We start from the raw sequence: 22,329 nt of genomic DNA on the forward strand, positions 1-22,329 counted from the left end.
CCGGTGGGCTGCCGGTCGGCGGCCTGCGGAAACGAATCTGCCCGGCATGCGGCGTCCGGTCGATTACCTCGGAGGTAATGGGGACCGTTCCCCGGAGCTTCTACTGTGGTGCCATGACCGCGGCACAGGAGACGACCACCGAGCCGGTCGGGGAACTGCTCCGCCGGTGGCGGGGGCATCGGCGGATGACCCAGCTCGACCTGGCCAATCGCGCCGAGGTGTCGACGCGGCACGTCAGTTTCCTCGAGACCGGCCGCGCGCAGCCGACGCGGGAGATGCTGCTCCGTCTGGGCGAACAGCTCGACATTCCGTTGCGCGACCGCAACACGCTGCTGCTGGCGGCCGGCTTCGCCCCGGCGTTCCCTGAGCACGTGCTCGCCGACGTCCCCATGTCGGCGGTGGTCGACGCCGTCGCGCAGATTCTCGCGGCGCACGATCCGCTGCCGGCGGTCGTCGTCGACCGGCACTGGAACATGATCGATGCCAATTCGGCGATCGGACTGCTCACCGACGGCGCCGCCGCCTGGCTGCTCGAGCCGCCTGTCAACGTGCTGCGGTTGAGCCTGCACCCGGACGGGATGGCGCCGCGCATCACCAACCTCGGGCAGTGGCGGGCACACGTGCTGCACCGGCTCGACCACCAGATCGAGGCGACCGGGGACCGCGAGCTGCGCTGTCTGCGCGACGAACTGGCGGCCTATCCCGGTGGGGAGAGCGCGGTTCCTCAGGGCGGGGTCTCGCTCGTGGTGCCGCTGCGCCTCCGCGTGAACGGTCACGATCTCGCGTTCCTCAGCACGACAACGGTATTCGGCACCCCGATGGATGTGACGGTGTCGGAGTTGGCGATCGAATCGTTCTTCCCGGCCGACGCTGCGACCACCCGGTTCCTCGCGGCGAGCGGAGCCCGGTGACGGCGCGGCGACCGATGGTAGTGCTCGCGACCGTGTGCGGCGCGGTCCTGTCCGGTTGCGCCGGCGCGACCGAGACGGCCACCTCGCTGTCGCTCGGGTGGGGTCCGTGCGGCGACCTGGCCGACTACGTGACGGATCTGGGCATCGACCCGGGCGTCGTCGAGCGTCTGCAGTGCACGAGCGTCGACGTGCCACTGGACTACGACGACCCCGACGGCAGGACAGTGGAACTCGCACTGAGCCGGATCACCGGAACCGATCCGGGCGCCCCCACGCTGTTCGTCAATCCGGGCGGTCCCGGAGTCGAGGGACGCAGCATGGCCGCGACGGTCGCATCGTCGCTCGGTGTCGGCGGCACGGTCGTCGGCATCGACCTGCGCGGGACCGGCGCCTCGACCGGCCTCGCATGTCCGGAGCCCGATGATCCCGACACCGACGACGACGCCGCACTCACCGCGTACGCCGAATCGATCGCGGAGGCCAACGCGGACTGTGTCGGCGTCGATCCCGGCCTCGTCGCGAGCATGACCACCGCGAACGCGGCCCGCGACCTGGACGCGGTGCGGCGGGCCCTCGGTCTCGACACCGTCGACTTCCTCGGTGTCTCGTGGGGCACGGTCCTCGGGGCGGAGTTGCAGTCTCGCTTCCCCGACCATCTGCGCCGCGTGGTGCTCGACAGCATGGACTACACGGGTACATCCGCTGCCGAGGCTCTGCGAGTGCTCGCGACCGCCGACCCGGATGCCGCGCCCGGGCTCGCGCCCGAGCCGAACGACATCGTGCCGGAGGGGGAGGATGCGCCCGCCCCCGATGAGCCCGACGTGCCGCCGGACACTGATCCCGGCGCCGCGGGCGACGACACTCCGCTCGATCCGTCGACCGAGGACTTCCTGGAACACGCGGTGAACCCTACGGCGGGAATCGCGTACATCTGCAACAGCCTCGGACCCGTCGGCGACACCGAGACCCAGCTGGCCGAGCATCGGGCGCTCAACGCCGACATTCGACGAGACCCGCAGCGGCGCATCGAATTCCCGGCCGACTCCGATGTGCCCGGCATCAGTCTGTGCACGGGCTGGCCACTCGACGGAGAGCCGACTTCCGTCGCGAACACCGGCACCGACCTGCTGATCATCGGGCACCGCGACGAGTTCGTGACGCCGTACCCGTGGGCACTCGACGCGCACGACGCGATGGGCGGCGCCCTTCTCACCATCGGGGACAGCGTGCACGGCTCCACGGTCGGCTCGAGTTGCGGTGGGCTGGTGACCGAGTTCCTCGCGTCCGGCCGCCTGGTGCAGGATATCTGCGCTCCGCAGTGACGGACTCTGCCGCGCCGGCTCGTGTTACCGTCACCGGTATGCACGCTTTCACGCCGACTAAGTGGTGGCCCGCCGGCTGAGGCGGCCCGTCGAGTGTGCATCCCACACCCACCCCGCCTCGATCGAGGCGGCGTTCGTGGTGTCGGCTGGTCGGGGCTCTCTGTAAGGAGTTGTCATGCCCCGCAAAGAAGTCCAGAGATCCGGTATCGGGAGAATGCTGATCTCGTCGCGCTCGTTCGACGAGTACGTCGCCATGTTCGATCTGCGGGACGAGGATCTGGCATCAAGTGTTCTGGACTGCCCGGCCGGGGCATCGTCGTTCACTGCCACCGCCCGCGCCCGTGGCTTTGCGGTCACCGCGTGCGACATCGCCTACGCGGATGTGCCAGATCTGCTGGACGTCGTGCGGGACGAGACGATCCGCGGCAACGCGTACATCGCTCGGCAGCCCGACCGGTATGCCGGCGGGTTCTTCCGAGACGCTGAGCATCATCTCGAACACCGACTCGATTCAGTGGACAGATTCGCCGCAGACCTGCTCGCGCACCCCGAGTCGTACGTTCACGGCGCGCTGCCGCGGCTGCCGTTCCGGGACAGGGACTTCGGACTGGTGCTGTCGTCGCACCTGCTATTCACGTATGCGGACCGGCTGGACCTGGACGACCACGATCGATATCTCACCGAGCTGATCCGGGTGTCCTCGCAGGAGGTCCGGGTCTTTCCCCTCGTTCCGACCGGAGACGGACGCCGGTACACCGGGCTCGACACGCTGCGCCGCCGCCTCGACGACCGCGGCATCCGGCACGAACTGAGGCCGGTTACCTACGATTTCCAAGGCGGTGGCACCGAGATGCTGGTCTGCATGCGGTGATCGAGACTGCAAGTGGCGCCGACTAGCTCCCGAACGGCACCGGGCTCAGTCCCTTCGCCGGGGTGGTGCCGCAGCGGTCCATGGCCTCGAACAGTTTGGCGTGCATGGTCATCGCCTGTGCCGGTGCGAACCACGTGATGTTCAACGGATCGGCGCGGTTGTGCAGTTCGAGCGGGTCGGTGTCGAGGTCGTACATCTCGAACTGCGGGGGCACCACACCGGCGGGGTCGAAGTAGGCCGAGTACTTCCAGCGTCGGTCCCGGATGGTGCGCATGTGGTTGGGCTGGGTGACGATGTTCTGTCCGTCGGGGGTGGCGCAGTTCTGGTCGTCGTAGGTGAAGTGGACGACCTCCTGCACCTCGGCGCTCGGTGACTGCGGGTGGGCGGCCGCGTCGGTCACGACCGGCATCAGATCGACGCCCTTGAAGTCCCACGCGGACCGGTCGGGGACGTCGGCGAGGGTGGCGAGCGTGGGCATCACGTCGATCAGTGTGGCGAGGGCGCCGGTCCGCACCGGTTGCGGGAACATCACCGGGTTGCTGATGACCATCGGCACGCGGAGGGTCTCCTCGTAGGCGTTGAACACCTTCTGCCGCAGCCCGCCGTGCGAGAGTCCCATCTCGCCGTGGTCCGACATCCGGATCACCACCGTCGAATCCCTTCTGCCGGGCTGGGATTCGAGCGCTTCGAGCACGGCACCGATGTGTTCGTCGACCACCTCGTGCATGTAGGCGTAGAAGTTGGCGTAGTTGTGGGCGGCGTCGGGGCCGACCAGCGGTCCGAGTCCGGCGGCCAGCAGCAACTCGGATTGCACCTGCGCGGTGGGTTTGAAGTTCGCGGCGAGCTTCTCGTCGTAGGTCGGTGGCAGTTCGATGCCCTGCTGGAAGATGCCGGGGGCGTCGGAACCGTAGTTGTCGCAGGTTCCGTTGATCGCGTCCCACGTCTGCGGATAGGCCAGCACGTCGTGCGGGTTGACGAACGAGACGATGAGCGCGAACGGGGTGTCGTCGCCGGCGGCGAGGCCGTGCAGGAAGTCCACGGCCTCGGCCGCGTAGCGGCTGTCGAGATCGGCGCACCCGCCACCGAAGTGGTCGGGGTTGGTGTCCTGGCCGCCCTCGGGCGGAATCCAGCCCTGGAATCCGTAGGCGGCGAGATCGGCGCCGGACGGGTCGCCGCCGTCGGAGCCCTTGCTCATGTGCCACTTGCCGCGGTAGTGCACGTTGTAGCCGGCCGATTCCAGCAGCTTGGCCATGTTCTGGCTGTCCAGTGGCAGGGTCGGCTCGGTGGGGGAGACCGTCCCGCCCTCGGTGAGTGTCGCGGTGACGCCGTGCTGCGCCGGGTAGAGGCCGGTGAAGAACGTACTGCGACTCGGCGAGCACATCGCCGCGTTGCAGAACGAGTTGTCGAACGACAATCCGGTGTCGGCCAGCCGTTTACGGTTGGGCAGGTTCTGCTCCGCCCATCCTTCGGGCCAGAACATCGGTCGGCGTTCCTGGTCGGTGATCACGACGACGATGTTGGGTCGACGCGGCACGCTGCCGGGCTGTTGGGCGACGGCCGGTTGCGGGGATGCGCCCGCACGCGTGGTCGCGCCCGCCATGCCGGCCAGCAGTAGCGCGCCGGCACCGCCCATGAGCGAGCGACGGCTCAGCGGGTGATCGATCGCGTCGAGTAGCGGTGTGCTCGGGGAGTCCATCGGGTGATCTCCATCCTGCAGACAACGGCGTGAGGCAGGCGTACGGATCGTCATTCTCACCCACCTTTGACCCCCTGAGCTGCGGTTCGGGCAATTGTCGGGATCAAACCCTGGACTTACATGGACTTCCAACTATAGGATCAGCGAAGAATGTTGAAGGTGACGTGTGTCTCCTTCGCCTCCCCGCAGCGACCAGCAAAGGACGGGTTCGGACAATGAGCGTTCGAGAGCTCTCCCATTTCATCGGCGGCAAGCGCACCCCCGGAACGTCCGGCCAATTCGCCGACGTGTACGACCCCAACACGGGGCAGGTGCAGGCGCGCGTGCCGCTCGCCGACAAGGCCGAGACCGAGGCAGTGATCGCGAATGCTGTTGATGCGCAGCGGGAGTGGGCGGCATGGAATCCGCAGCGCCGCGCCCGCGTCCTGATGCGGTTCCTGCAGCTGATCCAGGAGGAGATGGAGCCGCTCGCGCGACTGCTGTCCTCCGAGCACGGCAAGACCATCGCCGACGCGAAGGGCGACATCCAGCGCGGCCTCGAGGTGGTCGAGTTCGCCGTCGGTATCCCGCACCTGCTCAAGGGCGAGTACACCGAGAGCGCCGGTAGCGGCATCGACGTGTTCTCGATGCGTCAGCCCCTCGGCGTGGTCGCCGGCATCACGCCGTTCAACTTCCCCGCGATGATCCCGCTGTGGAAGGCCGCGCCCGCTCTCGCGTGCGGCAATGCGTTCATCCTCAAGCCGTCCGAGCGGGACCCGTCGGTGCCGCTGCGGCTGGCCGAGCTGTTCCTCGAGGCGGGCCTGCCGCCGGGCGTCTTCAACGTCGTCAACGGTGACAAGGGCGCGGTCGACGTGCTGCTCACCGATCCGCGGGTCAAGGCCCTCGGCTTCGTCGGCTCCACCCCGATCGCGCAGTACATCTACGAGACCGCCGCGGCGCACGGCAAGCGCGCGCAGTGCTTCGGCGGTGCCAAGAACCACGCGATCGTGATGCCCGACGCCGACCTCGACCAGGTCGCGGACGCCCTCGTCGGCGCCGGCTACGGCTCCGCCGGTGAGCGCTGCATGGCCATCTCGGTCGCCGTGCCGGTCGGTGAGGAGACCGCCGACGCGCTCGTCGCGAAGCTCACCGAGCGGGTCGGCAAGCTGAGGATCGGCACCTCCGACGACGAGAACGCCGACTTCGGCCCGCTCGTCGGCGCCGACGCCCTGGCCCGGGTGAACAACTACGTGCAGATCGGTGTCGACGAGGGCGCCGAGCTGGTGGTCGACGGCCGCGGCTTCACGCTCGACGGCCACGAGGACGGATTCTTCGCCGGCGCAACGCTGTTCGACCGCGTCACCCCGGAGATGCGGATCTACAAGGAGGAGATCTTCGGACCCGTCCTGCAGGTGGTGCGCGCGCACGACTACGAGGAGGCGCTGCGCCTGCCGAGCGAGCACGAGTACGGCAACGGCGTCGCGATCTTCACCCGCGACGGTGACACCGCCCGCGACTTCTGCGCCCGGGTCGACACCGGCATGGTCGGCGTCAACGTCCCGATCCCCGTGCCGATCGCCTACCACACGTTCGGCGGCTGGAAGCGGTCCGGATTCGGCGACCTCAACCAGCACGGTCCGGACTCGATCCGCTTCTACACCAAGACCAAGACGGTCACGCAGCGCTGGCCCTCCGGTGTCAAGGAGCATGCGGACCACTTCGTCATCCCCACGATGGACTGACGCGGTGAAGAAGTACGTGCCGAGCTGGCACGACGACGAGGTCAGGGCGCTCTCCGAACTGGCGGCCGGATTCTTCGAACGCGAGGTCGTCGCCAACAACGAGAAGTGGGAGGCGCAGCGCCGCATCGATCGCGACGTCTGGCACACGGCCGGCAAGCTCGGACTGCTCTGCTGCTCGATTCCCGAGGAATACGGTGGCGGCGGAGGTACGTTCGCGCACGATCTCGCGGTGTTCGAGGCGCAGGGCTATGCGGGTGACCTCGCGTTCGGGGTCTCCGTACACAGCGGAATCGTCGCGCACTACATCAACGAGTACGGCACGGAGGAGCAGAAGCGGACCTGGCTGCCCGGCATGGCGTCCGGGGAGATCCTCGGCGCCATCGGGATGACCGAACCGGGCGCAGGGTCCGACCTCAAGGCCATCCGGACGACGGCCGTCAGGGACGGCGACCACTACGTCGTCAACGGTTCCAAGACGTTCATCACCAACGGTTCGTCGGCCGACATGATCGTCCTGGCGGTCAAGACGGATCCCAAGGCCGGCGCCCGGGGAATCTCGTTGTTGATCGTCGACCTGCGGGACTGCCCCGGATTCACGGTGGGACGGGTGCTCGACAAGGTGGGGCAGCACGCCGCGGACACCTCCGAACTGTCCTTCGTCGATGTGAGGGTTCCGGTTTCGAACCGGTTGGGTGAGGAGGGCCGAGGCTTCGGTCAGCTCGTCGCGCAACTCGTCCAGGAACGGTTGATCATCGCGGCCCAGGCGTCGGGTGCCATGAACCGGGCCGTCGAGGAAACCGTCGCCTACGTCAAGTCCCGGCAGGCGTTCGGCCACAGCCTGTTCGAGTTCCAGAACACGGCGTTCGAACTCGCCGAGTGTCAGACGATTGCACGAACGTGCGAGGTGTTTCTCGACCACTGTATCCGGGAACACCTGCGGGGAGACCTCGACGCGGCGGAAGCGGCCATGGCGAAGTACTGGCTCACCGACAAACAGTGCGAGGTCGTCGACCGCTGCGTGCAGCTGCACGGTGGTTACGGGTACATGCGCGAGTACCTCGTTGCCCGCATGTACGAGGACGCACGGGTGCAGAAGATCTACGCGGGTGCCAACGAGGTCATGAAGGGGATCATCGCGAAATCTCTCTGACGACGGCGGCCACAGCGTGATCCTGACGACGAACTAGGAGCGAAGGCAATGTTCAGACTTTCCGACGACGAGCGCGCCATCAGCGACACCGCGCGCGACTTCGCCGCGGAGTACCTGGCGCCCAACGCGATCGAATGGGACCAGACCAAGCACTTCCCGGTGGATGTGCTGCGCAAGGCCGGCGCGCTCGGCATGGGCGGCATCTACATCCGCGAGGACGTGGGCGGCTCCGGCCTGACCCGACTCGACGGCGTCCGCATCTTCGAGCAGCTCGCGACGGGCTGCCCGTCGATCGCCGCGTACATCTCCATCCACAACATGGTGACGTGGATGATCGACGAGTTCGGCGACGACGAGCAGCGGCGCCGCTGGGTGCCGGGACTGGCGTCGATGGAGCAGTTGGGCAGCTACTGCCTCACCGAGCCGGGCGCCGGATCCGACGCGGCGGCCCTGAGCACCAAGGCCGTTCGCGACGGCGACGACTACGTCCTCACGGGCGTCAAGCAGTTCATCTCCGGGGCCGGCACCTCCGACGTCTACGTCGTCATGGCGCGGACCGGGTCGGTCGGCGCCCGCGGCATCTCGGCGTTCATCGTGCCGAAGGACGCGCCCGGACTGTCGTTCGGCGCCAACGAGAAGAAGATGGGCTGGAACGCGCAGCCCACCCGCCAGGTGATCCTCGACGAGGTGCGGGTGCCGGCGGCGAACCTGCTCGGTGGCGAGGGCGAGGGCTTCCGGATCGCGATGAAGGGGCTCAACGGCGGGCGGCTCAACATCGCCGCGTGCTCGGTGGGCGGGGCGCAGGCCGCGCTCGACAAGGCGGTCGCGTACCTCGCGGAGCGCAAGGCGTTCGGGTCGGCGCTGATCGAGTCGCAGGCGCTGCAGTTCCAGTTGGCCGACATGCGGATCGAGCTCGAGGCCGCACGCACCCTGCTGTGGCGGGCCGCGGACGCGCTCGACGCGGACACCGCGGACAAGGTGGAGCTGTGCGCGATGGCCAAGCGGTTCGCCACCGACACCGGGTTCGACGTCGCGAACAAGGCGCTGCAGCTGCACGGCGGCTACGGCTATCTGGCGGAATACGGATTGGAGAAGATCGTGCGTGACCTGCGGGTGCACCAGATCCTGGAGGGGACCAACGAGATCATGCGGATCGTGGTGGCCCGCTCGGTCGTCGGATCGGCGGGCCCGGCGTGAGCGAATCTCTCGGAAGCGACGACGCCGAGGTCCGCGAGGTCATTGTCGACCGGGTCGGCGACCTCGGGCGGATCACACTCAACCGGCCCAAGGCGATCAACGCACTGAACCATGCCATGGTGCGGCAGATGGCCGCCGCGCTGCTCGAATGGTCGGACGACGACGCGGTCCGCGCGGTGCTGCTGCGGGGCGCCGGCGAGCGTGGCCTGTGCGCGGGCGGCGACATCGTCTCGATCTACCACGATGCCCGCGAGGGCGGTAACGGCTCGCGGGACTTCTGGCGGGACGAGTACGTGCTCAACGCCGCGATCGCCCGCTACGGCAAGCCGTACGTCGCGATCATGGACGGCATCGTCATGGGCGGCGGCGTCGGCGTCTCGGCGCACGGCAAGGTCCGGGTCGTGACCGAGCGGTCGATGATCGGGATGCCGGAGGTGGGCATCGGATTCGTGCCCGACGTCGGTGGCACCTACCTGCTGTCGCGGGCGCCCGGTGAACTCGGGACCCATATCGCGCTCACCACGGCGCGTTTGACGGCGGGCGACGCGATCCACTGCGGCTTCGCCGACCACTTCGTCCCGTCCGACCGGATCGCCGCCCTCGAGGAGGCACTCGTCGGCGGATCTGTGGAGTCGGCGCTCGCCGAGTTCGCCGAGCCTGCGCCGGCGTCGGACCTGGCGGCCCGGCAGGATTGGATCGACGCGGCCTACGCGGCCGACACCGTCGAGGAGATCGTCGCGAACCTGCGCTCCAGCGGCATCCCGGAGGCCGATGCCGCCGCCGACCAGATCCTCGCGAAGTCGCCGACCGCGGCGAAGGTGACGTTGCGGGCGCTGCGGCGCGCGCGTGAGCTCGACCGCCTCGAGGCCGTGCTGGATCAGGAGTACCGGGTGTCGTTGGCGTGCCTCGGATCCCACGATCTGGTGGAGGGCATCCGGGCGCAGGTGGTAGAGAAGGACCGTAACCCCGCATGGTCGCCGTCGACCCTCGAGGCGGTCACCGACGAACACGTGGATCGATTCTTCGAGTCGCTCGGCGAGGCCGAACTGGGCCTGACCGCGGCACTCGTGAGTGGGGAGGAACAGCGATGAGCAGTACCGATGTCACCGTAGGGTTCGTCGGACTAGGCCACATGGGCGGTCCGATGGCCGCGAACCTGGCGAAGGCGGGCTACCGCGTCAACGGGTTCGACCTCGCCGAGGCCGCGCTCGACCAGGCCCGCCGAGACGGCGTGACCGTCGCCCCGTCGGCGCACGCCGCGGCCACCGACGCCGATGTCGTCATCACGATGCTGCCCAGCGGCAAGCACGTGCTGGACCTGTACGAGAGTGGGCTGCTGGCGGCAGCGCGGCCGGGCACGCTGTTCGTGGACTGCTCCACGATCGACGTCGCCGACGCCCGCGCGGCCCACGAGCTGGCCGAGCTGGCCGGACACCGCAGCGTCGACGCTCCGGTGTCGGGCGGTGTCATGGGCGCGAGCGCGGGCACCCTCGCGTTCATGGTCGGCGGCGCCGACGAGGACTTCGAGGCGGCGCACCCGCTGCTCGAGGTGATGGGCCGCAAGGTGGTCCACTGCGGCGGTCCGGGCGTCGGCCAGGCGGCGAAGATCTGCAACAACATGATCCTCGGCGTCTCGATGATCGCGATCAGCGAGGCGTTCGTGCTGGGCGAGAAGCTGGGCCTGAGCAACCAGGCACTGTTCGACGTCGCATCCAACGCGTCGGGGCAGTGCTGGGCGCTCACCACCAACTGCCCGGTCCCGGGACCGGTGCCGACGAGCCCGGCGAACAACAACTACCAGCCGGGGTTCGCGGCGGCGCTCATGGACAAGGATCTCGGTCTGGCATCGAACGCGTTGCGCGCCAACGGTGTCGATGCCGAGCTCGGCATGCGCGCGGCCGAGCTGTACCGGCGGTTCCACGAGACCGGACACGGCGGCGAGGACTTCTCGGCGATCATCAGGGACATCAGGGACAGGTCGAACGGAGGCACTCGATGACGGACTACGAGACCATTCTGGTCGGACGCACGGGGCGGGTGGGCATGATCACGCTCAACCGTCCCGAGGCGCTCAATGCGCTGAACGCGCAGTTGATGTCGGAGGTGGTGGCCGCCGTCGACGACTTCGAGCGCGACCGCGGTATCGGCGCCATCCTGATCACCGGCTCGGATCGCGCGTTCGCGGCCGGCGCCGACATCAAGGAGATGCAGAGCAAGTCGTTCATGGAGATGTACCTCGACGACTGGTTCTCGGCGTGGGACCGGCTGGCCGCGGCCCGCAAGCCCATCGTCGCCGCCGTCGCCGGGTATGCGCTCGGGGGCGGCTGTGAGCTCGCGATGATGTGCGACGTGCTGCTCGCCGCGGATTCGGCGAAGTTCGGTCAGCCCGAGATCAAGCTGGGTGTCCTCCCGGGTATCGGTGGCTCGCAGCGACTCACGCGGGCCGTCGGGAAGGCGAAGGCGATGGACCTGTGCCTCACCGGGCGGACGATTGACGCCGAGGAGGCCGAGCGGGCCGGTCTGGTCGCGCGGGTGGTCCCGGCGATCGACCTCATGGACGAGGCCATCGCCACGGCGTCGAAGATCGCCGACATGTCGCTGCCGATCGCGATGATGGTCAAGGAATCCGTCAACCGCGCGTTCGAATCGACGCTGTCCGAGGGCGTGCGCTTCGAGCGGCGAGTGTTCCACTCGGCGTTCGCAACCCAGGATCAGAAGGAAGGCATGGCCGCCTTCACCGAGAAGCGGGATCCCAACTTCGGGCACCACTGAGTACCGGAACGCGCATCGGCCCCGTATCGCTCGTCGGTACGGGGCCGATGCGCGTTCGGTGTTATCTCAGTGCCACTTGCCCGGCTGGTCGCCGGTGTCGAAATCGCCTGCCTGATAGCGCAGTTCGGTGAGGACGCGGATCAATGAATCCAACTGCTCGGGGGCGAGTCCGGGTTCGGCGAACACCTGCGCGTTGAGCGCCTCGGTCGCCCGCAGCGCGAGGGCGCGCCCCTCGTCGGAGATCTCGACGAGGGTGGCACGCCGGTCGGTCGGGTGCGGCACCCGCCGGACCAGACCCGCGTCCTCGAGGCGGTCCACGGCGTTGGTGACACTCGTCGGGTGGACCTGCAGGCGGGCACTGGCCTTCGCCATCGGCAGGGCGCCGGAGCGAGTGAACGTCAGCAGCGTGAGTAGTTCGTAGCGGGAGAAGGTGAGCCCGAACGGTTTCAGTGCCTTCTCGACGCGCGCCATCATGATCTGCTGAGCCCGCATCAGCGACGTCACGGCCGCCATGCCGTCGGCCACTGCGCCCCAGCCGTGCTGCGTCCACTGGCGGTGCGCTTCCTCGATCGGATCCAGCGGCAGTGGTGACGGTGACGGCATGCGTCGATCATCCCATGCTGCGCCGGGCGAATCGACCGCTGTCCCTCCCCGAAACGCGCTCGGACGTGCTCTGGGGGCAGACGGCGGCGGTATCCGATCTGTCTGATTCGGCTAGGCTGGCTCGGACCGGTGTACTGCGGATACAGAGCGTGAACGAGGAGGAATCTCATGGGATTTTGGGATCAGCTCAAGTCGAAGACCCAGGAAATGAGCGGACAGCTTCAGACGAAGACCGCGCAGTTCAAGAACAAGGAATTCGCGAACGGCTCCATGGCGATGTGCGCGCTGATCGCGGCCGCCGACGGCAGCATCGATCCGTCCGAGCGTCAGAAGACGGCAGCGCTCATCATGAACAACCAGTCGCTGCAGGTGTTCGACTCCTCCGAACTGCGTGAGAAGTTCGACTGGTACTGCGACAAGCTGGCCGGAGACTTCGACTTCGGCAAGGTCGAGGCCACCGCGACGATCGGCAAGCTGAAGTCCAAGCCGGAGCAGGCGCGCGCGGTCATCCAGATCGGCATCATCATCGGTGGCGCGGACGGCAACTTCGACCAGCACGAGAAGGCCGCCGTCAAGGAGGCCTGCTTCGCGGTCGGCATCGATCCGTCCGAGTTCGAGCTCTGATCCTGCAGATTTCGTGCCCTCGGCGTTCGACAGGTCCGTGAACGCCGGGGGCATTGCTCTGCGCCGGGCGGGACGCTCAGTGGTGTTCGAGCCGGGCGCGCAGCAGCGCCCGTCGTCGACTGGTGCCGTGGTGGCGGTGGTGGTGATGTCGAGGCCCGCGTAGCTGCCGGACGTCGTGGTGGGCCTGCCGTACGAACTCGAACATGCTCTGTCCTCCCGTCGGTACGGGGAACGCTAGTGGAGGCAGGGGGCGAGCGTCCTCACTCGTGGAGAGTGAGATCGCTGTCGGCATCGGCCCGGACGAACTACAGGAGCGGCAGCGCACGTGGATTGCCACGTGCGCTGCCGCTCCTGTTCGGCGAAGGGTGGAACTACTTACGGCCTGCCTGCCACTGCATACCCCACCCGTAGGCGGCGTCCAGGTCGGACTGGCTGCCGTTGATGTAGTTGACCAGACGGTTGACCGTGATGCCGTTGCCGTTGTTCTCGAGCATCGCGATCGCGCAGATGCGGGCATTGTTGTCGGCCGAGTCGAGGCGGACCTCGACCTGCGGACCCACCGTCGGGAACAGCGTCACGACGCCGTCGACGGCCGCCCAGTTGGGGGCACCCTGGTAGATCATCGCGAAGATCAGCACCCGCCGGAACATCTCCGGCCGGTCCAGGTTGACGTGCATGTTCTCGCCGCCGGAGACGGCACCGCTCCGGTCGTCGCCGTCGAGTTGGACGAAAGGTGCGGTGTCGAGCGCACCGAAGCTGTTGCCCAGCGCCTGGATGACGCCCTTGGATCCGTCAGTCAGCTCGTAGAGGCAGCCCAGGTCGAGGTCGACCCCGCCACCGCCTCCGGTCAGCTTGGCGAAGAAGCCCTTCTTCTGGGGCTCACCGCCCTGCGACCAGTTGAGGTTCACGCGCATCTTGCCCTGGCGCTCACCGGCCTTCGTGAGGCTGACCGACGGTGCACTCTTGGTCAGGCTGATCTTGCTGAGGTTCACACCGCCCTGCGGCGTCGCGCCGGCCGGGGGAGTGCTGGGGCGGCGGGTGTAGTCGATGGCCATCTGTGGCTCCTTCGGTTCGGGTCGGGTCAGCCGACTGAGGCGGGAGTGCGCTCGGCGACAGCGTCGCCGTCCTTGCCGGCCTTGCGGTTACGGACGAGGCTGGAGATGAACGCGGCCCCGATGAGGAGGATGCCGACGAGGCCCGTGATCAGCTCGTTGACGTGCACGCCGATCGACACGAGCAGGATCACCGCGAGGGCGCCGATGGCCCAGTGCGCGCCGTGCTCGAGGTAGACGTACTCCGAGAGCGTGCCCTTGCGGACGAGGAACACGGTGATCGAGCGCACGAACATGGCGCCGACGAAACCGAGGCCCAGGGCGATGATGATCGGATCCGCGGTGATCGCGAAGGCGCCGATCACACCGTCGAACGAGAACGACGCGTCGAGAACCTCGAGGTAGAGGAACAGGAAGAAGCCGGCCTTACCGGTGGCCTTCGCCAGGTTGGACGGCCCACGTGACGGTTCGGCCTCCTCGCCCTCCTCCGGCAGGTTGAACAACTCGCCCAGGCCGTTGACGACGATGTAGAGGATCAGGCCGGCCACACCGGCCACCATGATGGTGCCGCGGTTGTCGTCGTCGGCGAACAGGAACGCGGTCGCCAGTAGCAGGGCGCCGGCGACGACGACCTCGAGCTGATCGAGCTTGCCGATCTTGGCCAGCGGGCGCTCGAGCCAGCTGAGCCAGGTGATCTCGCGCGATTCGAAGATGAAGTTCAGGAACAGCATCAGCAGGAACATGCCACCGAACGCGGCGATCTGCGGATGCGCATCGGTGAGGATCGTCTCGTAGCTCGCGCTGCCGTCCGGGAAGTGCGACGCGCCGTCGGCCGGCGGATTGAGAGCGAGGCGCATCGCCTCGACCGGGCCCAGGCCGGAGGCGACCCAGACGATCACCAGCGGGAAGACCAGTCGCATGCCGAACACCGCGATCACGATGCCGACCGTGAGGAAGATCTTCTGCCAGAACTCACTCATCCTCTGCAGGACGGTGGCGTTGATCACGGCGTTGTCGAAGGACAGGGAGATCTCGAGGATGGACAGGATCGCGACCAGGAAGACGGCCTCGGGGCCGCCGTAGATCCCAGCCACGATGAGAGAGAGCACAGTGACGACTAAGGAGACGCCGAAAATGCGGAGAACCATTGTGCGGCCGTTCTGTAGGGTCGCCGACCGCGGCGGCCGGCGTCAGAGTTGGGTAACTCGGTCAGCCGAGGTTCACGCCGTAGTCGCGGGCGATGCCGGCCAGGCCGGAGGCGTAGCCCTGCCCGATGGCGCGGAACTTCCACTCGGCACCGCGGCGGTAGACCTCGCCGAAGACCATCGCGGTCTCGGTGGACGCGTCCTCGGACAGGTCGTAGCGGGCGAGCTCGATTCCGGTGTTGCGATCGACGACGCGGATGTAGGCGTTGCGGACCTGGCCGAAGGACTGACCGCGCGCATCGGCCTCGTGGATCGACACCGGGAAGAAGATGTTGGTCACATCGGCCGGCAGGGCGATCAGGTCGACGTTGATGACCTCGTCGTCGCCGTCGCCGTCACCCGTGAGGTTGTCTCCGGTGTGTTCGACCGAACCGTCGGGTGATCGCAGATTGTTGTAGAAGACGAAATGCCGGTCGGAGAGGACCTTTCCGGTCGCGCCGGTCAGTAGAGCCGAGGCGTCGAGGTCGTAGGCGACTCCGGTGGTGGCCCGTTCGTCCCAGCCGAGGCCGACAGCGACTGTGGTGAGGTTGTCGGTCTGCTTCGAGAGGGAGACGTTGCCCCCCTTGGTGAGCGTGACGCTCATGGTCTGTTTCCTCTGTTGACAGCGGATCTCGGACACGGGAAAGCGGACGCCCACGGGAATCGGGAACTGTTGTCGTGCAACGTTGCCGGTCCCGTGCAGCGTCGGAGGTTCCTGGCGCGTGTGGCCGCGGGATCGTAGTTCGGATCGCGCGGCCACACGCTCAGGTCGATCGGTGGAACGTGCCGGAACGACTAGACGTTGACGCCGTAGTCGCGGGCGATGCCGGCCAGACCGGAGGCGTAGCCTTGGCCGACCGCGCGGAACTTCCACTCGGCGCCGTGGCGGTACAGCTCGCCGAAGACCATCGCGGTCTCGGTCGAGGCGTCCTCGGACAGGTCGTAGCGGGCCAGCTCGTTGCCGTTGGCGCGGTCGACGACGCGGATGTAGGCGTTGCGGACCTGGCCGAACGACTGTGCGCGGGTGTCGGCATCGTAGATCGAGACCGGGAAGAAGATGCTCTCGATGTTCGCCGGAACGGCCGCGAGATCGACGTTGATGACCTCGTCGTCGCCGTCGCCCGCACCCGTGGTGTTGTCGCCGGCGTGCTCGATCGAGCCGTCGGGCGAGCGCAGGTTGTTGAAGAAGATGAAGTGCTGGTCGGAGATTACCTTCTTGTCGGCGCCCGCGCCGATCGCGCTCGCGTCGAGATCGAAATCCGTGCCGGTGGTGCTGCGCACGTCCCAGCCGAGACCGACTGCAACCGCCGTGAGGTTCGGCGCCTCTTTCGTGAGGGAGACGTTTCCGCCCTTGGTCAAGCTGACACCCATCGAGGAGTCCTTTCGGTGGTGTGGAATCAGGCACTAACCTTCGGCCACGTGCCCGATATGTCGTGTTACAGCGATCGTGCAGCAACACCATAATCGTTCGACATGACATCGCGTTACGGCGCAGGTCGCCAGGTCGCGAATGCGGGCAAACCAGTACGATGCAGCGGTGGCCGGTAGATGGTCGGGACGGTTCTTCGGAGAGTCCCGCGACGAGGACGAGGCGATGCGTCGTGCCCGCGAAACCATGACCGCCGCGTTCCTCGACCTGGACGGCCGCCAGCGTATCGCCGAGTCGTCGGTTGCGGCATCGAATCGGCTCTATCCGGACAAAGGGATCCACCAGCAGTGGCAGTCGGTGCGCGACGGTTGTTACGAGGTCGGCAGTCGGTACGTGGCGACATGTGACGATGCCGACAGCGGACGGGCCACCGTAACCGACCTCGACGCGACCACCCGGGCGCTGATCGACGCGGCCCACCTCGTGGACGAGTTCTACGGCTCCCACCGCGCGCATCTCGAGCATGCTGCGTCGTTGCTCGACGCAATTCCACGGATCGCCGTCGAGGCGCAGTCCGCCGCCGATGCCGCGCGCCGGAGTGCGGTGGGCCCGTACGCGGGCTACTCCTCGGTCCGGGCCGGGGTCGCCGCCATCGACGAGGCCTCGCTCCTGCTGGCCGGCGCGGGCGCGCAGGACGACATCCGTCGGGTCCGCGACGCGGCCGCGCGCCTCAACGACGCGGTGGCCGAGCTGGGATCCGCGTTGGCGGCCGCACCGGACCGGGAGCGCCAGGCGCGGAATGCGCTGTCGTCGGTGACGACCCGGATCGCCGCGGTACGGAACCGGGCCGCGGACCTCGGCCCGGCGTACTCGTCGATCCTCCGCGAGTTCAACGCCGAGAGTTCGGACGACCTGGTCGGCAACGATCGCGAGAGTGTGCGCCTGATCGAGCAGTCCGAGGTGCTGTTCGCCGAGGCCCAGGCTGCGCTCGCCGCGGGCGACCCCGACCTCGCGTCGGAGCTGACCGTGAGAGTGCGTGCAACGCTGGCGGATGCGGAGGGCCTCGTCGACGCCGTCACCGATCGGCTCCGGCTCCTGCGCGACGTACGCACCGACCCGCGTGCGAAGGTCGATGCCGTACGCTTTCGGCTTCGAGACGCCCAGTTGCTCGCGGTCAATTCGGGGCTTGCCGCGGAGTGGGGTTCCGCACTGGACGCTCAGGTGGACCGGATCGAACGCGCCGTCGACCGCCTGACCGGGACACATCCGGACTACTGGGCCTACATCACCGAACTCGACGCCGTGTCGAGTTTCGTCGCTGGAATTGTGCAACGCATGAGAGGGCAGAGCGCCACACCATGACATGGGGGACTACAACCGAGTCGTGCGCGATGAGGCATTTCCATCAACTCGACGCGGCGGCCGCCGAGACGCTGTTCCTGCATCCGACCGAGGCGTTCGACGACAGCGCGGACCGGGATCTGCTGGCCGTCGCGCTCGGTGCGACGCTGTACGTGCCGGCCACGCGTGACGACCTCACCGCGACGATCCTGCGTCGCGGCAGCGAGGGCGTCTGCTCGATGGTGCTCGATCTCGAGGACGCCGTCGCGGACGACGAGGTCGAAGCGGGCATGGCCAATGCAGTTGCGGCGCTGGACGAGCTCGCCGGGACCGTGGCGGCGAACATGCTGCTGTTCGTGCGGGTCCGGACGCCGGACGGTATCCGGGCGATCACCGACGCAATCACCACCGGCGTCGTCGCGCTGACCGGGTTCGTCGTTCCGAAGTTCACCAGTGCTAGCGGCGCGTTCCTCGACGAGATCGCGGACGCGTCCGACCGGCTCGGCAAGCACCTGTACGCGATGCCGGTACTCGAGTCGCCGGAGTTGGTGCACCGGCAGAGCCGCGACGCCGAGTTGCATGCGGTCGGTGAACTGCTCGCGCGACATCGTGACCGCGTCCTCGCGGTCAGACTCGGCGCGACCGACATGTGCAGCACGTTCGGGATCCGCCGGGACCGGGACCTCACCATCTACGACGTCCGAGTGGTCGTCGACGTGATCGCCGACGTCGTGAACTACCTGGGCCGCGCGGACGGGACGGGCTTCGTCATCACCGGCCCGGTGTGGGAGTACTTCGCCGACCACGAGCGAATGTTCCGGCCGATGCTCCGGGCCACCCCGTTCGCCGAACACGACGCGGTGCTCTTCCGCCAGCAGCTCGTCAGTCGCGACCTCGACGGGCTGTTGCGCGAGATCGCCCTGGATCGGGCGAACGGCATCCAGGGCAAGACCGTCATCCACCCGTCCCACGTGGCGGCGGTCCATGCGCTGTCCGCGGTCACGCACGAGGAGTACCACGACGCGCTCGACATCCTCGGCAGCGAGGCGGTCGGTGGTGTACAAGCGTCGGGATACAGGAACAAGATGAACGAGGTTCGCCCACACCGGAACTGGGCCGAGGCGACACTGCGCCGTGCCCGGGTGTTCGGGGTCACCAACAAGGGCGTGACGTTCGTCGACCTGTTGACCGCGCTGGTGACGCGGTGACGGCTCCGGGGGCGCCGGTCGTCGAGTCGTGGGCGACGCGTGAGTTCGGGCTCGCGCTCGACCACGTCGATTCGGACGCCGGCTACACCGTCCCGCAACTCGTCGAGCCGGGACTGCGTCGCAATCCGCGTCGCGCGCACCTGCTGGTGTCGACGGTCCTCGGCAAGCATCTGCCGACCGCGCCCGACGTCGTCATCGCGGCCGGTGACCGGCTCGGTGACCTGGTGCTCGCGGCGCTGGGGGTCCCCGCCGAACGCGAATCCGAAGTCGATGTCACCGTCCTCGGATTCGCCGAGACGGCGACCGGTCTCGGGCACTGCGTCGCCACCCGGATGCGAGCCCGCTGCTATCTGCATTCGACCCGGCGCGACGTGCCCGGGGCCCGGACCTTCGCCGGGTTCGAGGAGGGGCACTCCCACGCGACGAGCCATCTCCTGCAACCCACGTCGCCGGATCTGCTGGCGGACGACTGTCCGATGATCCTCGTCGACGACGAGATCTCCACCGGTGCAACGGCTGTCGACGCCATTCGTGCGCTGCACGCGCATCATCCGCGAGGTCGCTACATCGTCGCGTCGCTGGTCGACATGCGGACCGGACGCCACCGTGACCAGACAGAGGCTGCCGCAGCCGATCTCGGGGTCACCATCGACTTCGTGAGCCTCGCGAGCGGGCGCACCGTCCTCCCCGAGGGGCTGATCGAGCGGGTCGTCGCCCTGCCGGACCCGGTTCTCAACCCGATCTCCGGTGACCGCGGCACGGTCGAACGCATCGAGTTGCCGTGGCCGGCGGCGGTACCCGACGGTGGACGGCACGGATTTCTGCACTCCGACGCCGACGACTTCGACGCGGCGATCACGGCGGCGGCGACGGAACTGGCCACCCGCGTCGACCCCGACCACCCGGCCGTCGTCATCGGTCACGAAGAGCTGATGTACCTGCCGCTGCGACTGGCGGCCGCGCTCGGCGCGAGCGGTCGAGAGGTTCGGTTCCAGACCACCACGCGCTCACCGGCGTACGTGCTCGACGAGCCCGGGTACCCGCTGCGCCGCGGATACACCTTCGTCGCGCCCGAAGGGGACGACACCGCGGCGCGGTATCTCTACAACGCCCACTGGCCCGACGATCCGGCGGTGCGTCCGCTGCTGATCGTCGTCGCGGATTCTCCCGCCGACACCGACCGCCTTCACGTCGGAGGAGGGCTCCTCGACGTGCTGACCGCGGCGGGCAACGACGTCCTGCTCGCGGTGGTCCCGGCTGCCGACCCTCGGTACCTCGCCCGCATGCGACAGGATCCGGCGTGACCGCGCCGTTGACCGGCCCCGACTTCGGCTCGTACCCGGCGGCCGACGTCCGCTGGTTGCTCAAGGACCTGTCCGGGGTGGATCTCGAGGCCGATGTCGCCGAACGTGAGCGGCGCATCCAGTCGGGCCGCGCGCACTACGCCGAATCGCTGCCCATCGAGTACCAGCCGGACGCGCAGTACCGGGAGCTCTTCGACAAGGTCCTCGTCGAGAGTGCCGAGCGCCTGGCCCGGGCGGTGGGTGTGGTCACCGAACTCATTCTCGAGGAGCGGGGCCACGACATCACGCTCGTCTCCCTCGCACGTGCCGGGACCCCGATCGGGATCCTGATGCGCCGGTGGGCGATGCGCATGCACGGACTCGACCTGCCGCACTACGCGGTGTCGATCGTCCGGGATCGCGGGATCGACACTGCGGCGCTGGACTACCTTGCCGCCCATCATGATCCGGCGTCCGTCGTGTTCGTCGACGGTTGGACCGGCAAGGGTGCGATCACGCGGGAGCTCGACGCGGCGCTGGCGGCCTATGCCGCGTCGGGCGGGGCGGTGTTCGATCCCGACCTCGCGGTCCTGGCCGATCCGGGCTCGTGTGCGCGCACCTACGGCACCCGGGACGACTTCCTCATCGCGTCGGCGTGCCTCAATTCGACAGTCTCCGGACTCGTGTCGCGCACCGTCCTCAACGACGCACTGATCGCGCCCGGCGAGTTCCACGGCGCCAAGTTCTACCGCGAACTCGCCGCCGCCGACGTCTCCAACGATCTGCTCGACACGATCGGCGCCTGCTTCCCCGACGTGCAGGCGACCGTCGAGGGAGACGTCGCCGCCATCCGATCCGGCGACCGCACGCCGACCTGGGCGGGCTGGGCCTCGGTCGAGGAGATCCGCGCGCGGTACGACATCTCGACGATCAACTACGTCAAGCCCGGCGTGGGGGAGACCACCCGGGTGCTGCTGCGCCGCGTCCCGTGGAAGGTACTGGTCCGGGATCTCGATGCGCCCGAACACGCCCACATCCGTCTGCTCGCGGATGCCCGGGGCGTCCCGGTCGAGGTCGTGCCCGACCTCGCGTACTCCTGCATGGGCCTGATCAAGGATGTGACATGACCGTTCTCGTCGCCACCGACCTCGATCGGACGATGATCTATTCGCGGGCCGCGATGGGCCCGGACCCGACGGCCACCGACTCCGACATGCGCTGCGTCGAGCACTACGACGGCGCACCGCTGTCGTTCGTCACCGAGACCGGGGCGACGCTCCTGCAGGCCGTGGCGCGGGCTGCGGTGCTGGTCCCGACCACGACCCGCACGATCGAGCAGTTCCGCCGCATCACCCTGCCCGGCGGCCCGTGGCGGTACGCCATCACCAGCAACGGCGGCAACATCCTCGTCGACGGGATCTCGGATCCGCGGTGGCGGAGCGGCATCGACGAAGCCACGCAGCGCGCGGGTGCAGAGCTCGACGAGGTCACCGCCGCACTGCGGTCTCGGATCAGCGACGACTGGGTCAGCAACTGCCGCGTCGCCGACCAGCTCTTCTGTTATCTCGTGGTCGATCTCGCCGCGTTGCCGGGCGGCTTCCTCGCCGAGTGGGGTGCGTGGTGCGCCGCGCGCGGCTGGAACGTCTCCCGACAGGGCCGCAAGATCTACACGATGCCGAACGCGGTGTCGAAGAGTGCCGCGGTGGCCGAGGTTCGCCGACGTCTGATCGCCGACGGCTCCATCGCCGCGGATTCGATGACGCTCGCGGCCGGGGACGGCGCGCTCGATGCCGACATGCTCGCCGCCGCCGACGCCGCGATCCGGCCCCGGCACGGCGAACTCGACGCGTTGGACTGGCAGCACCCGCACCTGACCGTCACGGCCGGACGCGGAATCGCTGCGGGGGAGGAGATCCTGCGCTGGTTCCTCCGTCACGCCGAGACCGCTCGACCGGCCGGCCCGAGCGCGTCGACCGCCACCGCCCCGCGCACCTGACCGAGACCCGTACCGTCCACCAGAAGAGG

General features: G+C 68.2%; 22 protein-coding genes. 15 read left to right on the forward strand and 7 right to left on the reverse strand.

Going from position 1 to position 22,329, the window contains the following annotated elements:
* The first annotated feature begins 113 nt into the window (after positions 1-113).
* The 3 genes from HUN07_RS09900 to HUN07_RS09910 all read left to right on the forward strand — a co-directional run bounded on the left by HUN07_RS09900 (position 114) and on the right by HUN07_RS09910 (position 3,104).
* Complete coding sequence (locus HUN07_RS09900) at positions 114-911, forward strand: helix-turn-helix domain-containing protein (RefSeq protein WP_174909439.1); 798 nt, start codon at positions 114-116, stop codon at positions 909-911.
* A gap of 14 nt (positions 912-925) precedes the next feature.
* Positions 926-2,233, forward strand: coding sequence for an alpha/beta fold hydrolase (locus HUN07_RS09905; RefSeq protein WP_174909441.1), 1,308 nt, complete (start codon positions 926-928; stop codon positions 2,231-2,233).
* 175 nt (positions 2,234-2,408) lie between these two features.
* Positions 2,409-3,104 carry a hypothetical protein gene (locus HUN07_RS09910; protein WP_174909443.1) on the forward strand — a complete coding sequence of 232 codons (696 nt, stop codon included), beginning with the start codon at positions 2,409-2,411 and terminating at the stop codon, positions 3,102-3,104.
* Between the two features lie 22 nt (positions 3,105-3,126).
* Here the strand turns inward: HUN07_RS09910 and HUN07_RS09915 are convergent, their stop codons facing one another.
* The gene (locus HUN07_RS09915) at positions 3,127-4,800 is read right to left on the reverse strand and encodes a sulfatase-like hydrolase/transferase (protein WP_174909445.1); all 1,674 of its coding nucleotides are present in this window, start codon (positions 4,798-4,800) and stop codon (positions 3,127-3,129) included.
* A gap of 215 nt (positions 4,801-5,015) precedes the next feature.
* Between HUN07_RS09915 and HUN07_RS09920 the strand changes: the two genes are divergently transcribed.
* Genes HUN07_RS09920 through HUN07_RS09945 form a run of 6 tightly spaced genes read left to right on the forward strand, consistent with a single transcriptional unit; the run spans position 5,016 to position 11,640 of the window.
* Positions 5,016-6,521: a CoA-acylating methylmalonate-semialdehyde dehydrogenase gene (locus HUN07_RS09920; protein WP_114722221.1), complete on the forward strand. Its 1,506-nt coding sequence runs from the start codon at positions 5,016-5,018 to the stop codon at positions 6,519-6,521.
* A 4-nt stretch (positions 6,522-6,525) separates the two neighbouring features.
* Positions 6,526-7,671, forward strand: a complete 1,146-nt coding sequence (locus HUN07_RS09925) for an acyl-CoA dehydrogenase family protein (protein ID WP_174909447.1) — start codon at positions 6,526-6,528, stop codon at positions 7,669-7,671.
* 48 nt (positions 7,672-7,719) lie between these two features.
* On the forward strand, positions 7,720-8,868 hold the full coding sequence (locus HUN07_RS09930; RefSeq protein WP_114722219.1) for an isobutyryl-CoA dehydrogenase: 1,149 nt from the start codon (positions 7,720-7,722) through the stop codon (positions 8,866-8,868).
* Positions 8,865-9,959, forward strand: a complete 1,095-nt coding sequence (locus tag HUN07_RS09935) for an enoyl-CoA hydratase/isomerase family protein (RefSeq protein WP_174909449.1) — start codon at positions 8,865-8,867, stop codon at positions 9,957-9,959. Before HUN07_RS09930 ends, HUN07_RS09935 begins: the two co-directional genes overlap by 4 nt.
* Positions 9,956-10,867, forward strand: coding sequence for a 3-hydroxyisobutyrate dehydrogenase (gene mmsB, locus HUN07_RS09940; RefSeq protein ID WP_174909451.1), 912 nt, complete (start codon positions 9,956-9,958; stop codon positions 10,865-10,867). The genes HUN07_RS09935 and mmsB overlap by 4 nt, the downstream gene beginning before the upstream one ends.
* Positions 10,864-11,640, forward strand: a complete 777-nt coding sequence (locus HUN07_RS09945) for an enoyl-CoA hydratase (RefSeq protein ID WP_174909453.1) — start codon at positions 10,864-10,866, stop codon at positions 11,638-11,640. Before mmsB ends, HUN07_RS09945 begins: the two co-directional genes overlap by 4 nt.
* A 66-nt stretch (positions 11,641-11,706) precedes the next feature.
* On the opposite strand, the gene HUN07_RS09950 is transcribed toward HUN07_RS09945, so the two are convergent.
* Entirely contained in the window at positions 11,707-12,243 is a 537-nt protein-coding gene (locus HUN07_RS09950; protein ID WP_174909455.1) for a MarR family winged helix-turn-helix transcriptional regulator, read from the reverse strand.
* 168 nt (positions 12,244-12,411) lie between these two features.
* Between HUN07_RS09950 and HUN07_RS09955 the strand changes: the two genes are divergently transcribed.
* Complete coding sequence (locus tag HUN07_RS09955; protein ID WP_114722214.1) at positions 12,412-12,867, forward strand: tellurite resistance TerB family protein; 456 nt, start codon at positions 12,412-12,414, stop codon at positions 12,865-12,867.
* A gap of 76 nt (positions 12,868-12,943) precedes the next feature.
* On the opposite strand, the gene HUN07_RS27265 is transcribed toward HUN07_RS09955, so the two are convergent.
* From HUN07_RS27265 to HUN07_RS09975, 5 genes are all read right to left on the reverse strand, one after another.
* Entirely contained in the window at positions 12,944-13,072 is a 129-nt protein-coding gene (locus tag HUN07_RS27265) for a hypothetical protein (RefSeq protein WP_302675480.1), read from the reverse strand.
* 166 nt (positions 13,073-13,238) lie between these two features.
* Positions 13,239-13,922, reverse strand: a complete 684-nt coding sequence (locus HUN07_RS09960; RefSeq protein ID WP_114722213.1) for a TerD family protein — start codon at positions 13,920-13,922, stop codon at positions 13,239-13,241.
* 26 nt (positions 13,923-13,948) lie between these two features.
* On the reverse strand, positions 13,949-15,067 hold the full coding sequence (locus HUN07_RS09965; RefSeq protein ID WP_114722212.1) for a DUF475 domain-containing protein: 1,119 nt from the start codon (positions 15,065-15,067) through the stop codon (positions 13,949-13,951).
* Positions 15,068-15,128: 61 nt separating this feature from the next.
* Positions 15,129-15,707 (reverse strand): TerD family protein, encoded by a 579-nt coding sequence (locus HUN07_RS09970; protein ID WP_174909457.1) that lies wholly within the window; start codon positions 15,705-15,707, stop codon positions 15,129-15,131.
* A 191-nt stretch (positions 15,708-15,898) separates the two neighbouring features.
* Positions 15,899-16,474 carry a TerD family protein gene (locus tag HUN07_RS09975; RefSeq protein ID WP_114722211.1) on the reverse strand — a complete coding sequence of 192 codons (576 nt, stop codon included), beginning with the start codon at positions 16,472-16,474 and terminating at the stop codon, positions 15,899-15,901.
* 166 nt (positions 16,475-16,640) lie between these two features.
* Here HUN07_RS09975 and HUN07_RS09980 point away from each other — a divergent pair, with 166 nt between their 5' ends.
* Genes HUN07_RS09980 through HUN07_RS10000 form a run of 5 tightly spaced genes read left to right on the forward strand, consistent with a single transcriptional unit; the run spans position 16,641 to position 22,300 of the window.
* Positions 16,641-17,834, forward strand: coding sequence for a hypothetical protein (locus HUN07_RS09980; RefSeq protein ID WP_254622883.1), 1,194 nt, complete (start codon positions 16,641-16,643; stop codon positions 17,832-17,834).
* Positions 17,835-17,863: 29 nt separating this feature from the next.
* A complete protein-coding gene (locus HUN07_RS09985) occupies positions 17,864-19,021 on the forward strand; it encodes an HpcH/HpaI aldolase/citrate lyase family protein (RefSeq protein ID WP_174909459.1) in 1,158 nt (385 codons plus the stop codon).
* Complete coding sequence (locus HUN07_RS09990; RefSeq protein WP_174909461.1) at positions 19,018-20,325, forward strand: phosphoribosyltransferase family protein; 1,308 nt, start codon at positions 19,018-19,020, stop codon at positions 20,323-20,325. Before HUN07_RS09985 ends, HUN07_RS09990 begins: the two co-directional genes overlap by 4 nt.
* On the forward strand, positions 20,322-21,431 hold the full coding sequence (locus HUN07_RS09995) for a cysteine protease StiP family protein (RefSeq protein ID WP_174909463.1): 1,110 nt from the start codon (positions 20,322-20,324) through the stop codon (positions 21,429-21,431). Before HUN07_RS09990 ends, HUN07_RS09995 begins: the two co-directional genes overlap by 4 nt.
* On the forward strand, positions 21,428-22,300 hold the full coding sequence (locus HUN07_RS10000; RefSeq protein ID WP_174909465.1) for an HAD family hydrolase: 873 nt from the start codon (positions 21,428-21,430) through the stop codon (positions 22,298-22,300). The genes HUN07_RS09995 and HUN07_RS10000 overlap by 4 nt, the downstream gene beginning before the upstream one ends.
* Positions 22,301-22,329 lie beyond the last annotated feature (29 nt).

This window comes from Rhodococcus sp. W8901, from assembly GCF_013348805.1.
Taxonomy (GTDB): Bacteria; Actinomycetota; Actinomycetes; order Mycobacteriales; family Mycobacteriaceae; genus Prescottella.

What these genes read in the sequence shown, in the direction of transcription:
- HUN07_RS09900 (WP_174909439.1), top strand. Translation starts at nt 114, where the DNA reads ATGACCGCGGCACAGGAGACGACCACCGAGCCGGTCGGGGAACTGCTC.
- HUN07_RS09905 (WP_174909441.1), top strand. Translation starts at nt 926, where the DNA reads ATGGTAGTGCTCGCGACCGTGTGCGGCGCGGTCCTGTCCGGTTGCGCC.
- HUN07_RS09910 (WP_174909443.1), top strand. Translation starts at nt 2,409, where the DNA reads ATGCCCCGCAAAGAAGTCCAGAGATCCGGTATCGGGAGAATGCTGATC.
- HUN07_RS09915 (WP_174909445.1), bottom strand. Translation starts at nt 4,800, where the DNA reads ATGGACTCCCCGAGCACACCGCTACTCGACGCGATCGATCACCCGCTG.
- HUN07_RS09920 (WP_114722221.1), top strand. Translation starts at nt 5,016, where the DNA reads ATGAGCGTTCGAGAGCTCTCCCATTTCATCGGCGGCAAGCGCACCCCC.
- HUN07_RS09930 (WP_114722219.1), top strand. Translation starts at nt 7,720, where the DNA reads ATGTTCAGACTTTCCGACGACGAGCGCGCCATCAGCGACACCGCGCGC.
- mmsB (WP_174909451.1), top strand. Translation starts at nt 9,956, where the DNA reads ATGAGCAGTACCGATGTCACCGTAGGGTTCGTCGGACTAGGCCACATG.
- HUN07_RS09945 (WP_174909453.1), top strand. Translation starts at nt 10,864, where the DNA reads ATGACGGACTACGAGACCATTCTGGTCGGACGCACGGGGCGGGTGGGC.
- HUN07_RS09950 (WP_174909455.1), bottom strand. Translation starts at nt 12,243, where the DNA reads ATGCCGTCACCGTCACCACTGCCGCTGGATCCGATCGAGGAAGCGCAC.
- HUN07_RS09955 (WP_114722214.1), top strand. Translation starts at nt 12,412, where the DNA reads ATGGGATTTTGGGATCAGCTCAAGTCGAAGACCCAGGAAATGAGCGGA.
- HUN07_RS27265 (WP_302675480.1), bottom strand. Translation starts at nt 13,072, where the DNA reads ATGTTCGAGTTCGTACGGCAGGCCCACCACGACGTCCGGCAGCTACGC.
- HUN07_RS09960 (WP_114722213.1), bottom strand. Translation starts at nt 13,922, where the DNA reads ATGGCCATCGACTACACCCGCCGCCCCAGCACTCCCCCGGCCGGCGCG.
- HUN07_RS09965 (WP_114722212.1), bottom strand. Translation starts at nt 15,067, where the DNA reads ATGGTTCTCCGCATTTTCGGCGTCTCCTTAGTCGTCACTGTGCTCTCT.
- HUN07_RS09970 (WP_174909457.1), bottom strand. Translation starts at nt 15,707, where the DNA reads ATGAGCGTCACGCTCACCAAGGGGGGCAACGTCTCCCTCTCGAAGCAG.
- HUN07_RS09975 (WP_114722211.1), bottom strand. Translation starts at nt 16,474, where the DNA reads ATGGGTGTCAGCTTGACCAAGGGCGGAAACGTCTCCCTCACGAAAGAG.
- HUN07_RS09985 (WP_174909459.1), top strand. Translation starts at nt 17,864, where the DNA reads ATGAGGCATTTCCATCAACTCGACGCGGCGGCCGCCGAGACGCTGTTC.
- HUN07_RS10000 (WP_174909465.1), top strand. Translation starts at nt 21,428, where the DNA reads ATGACCGTTCTCGTCGCCACCGACCTCGATCGGACGATGATCTATTCG.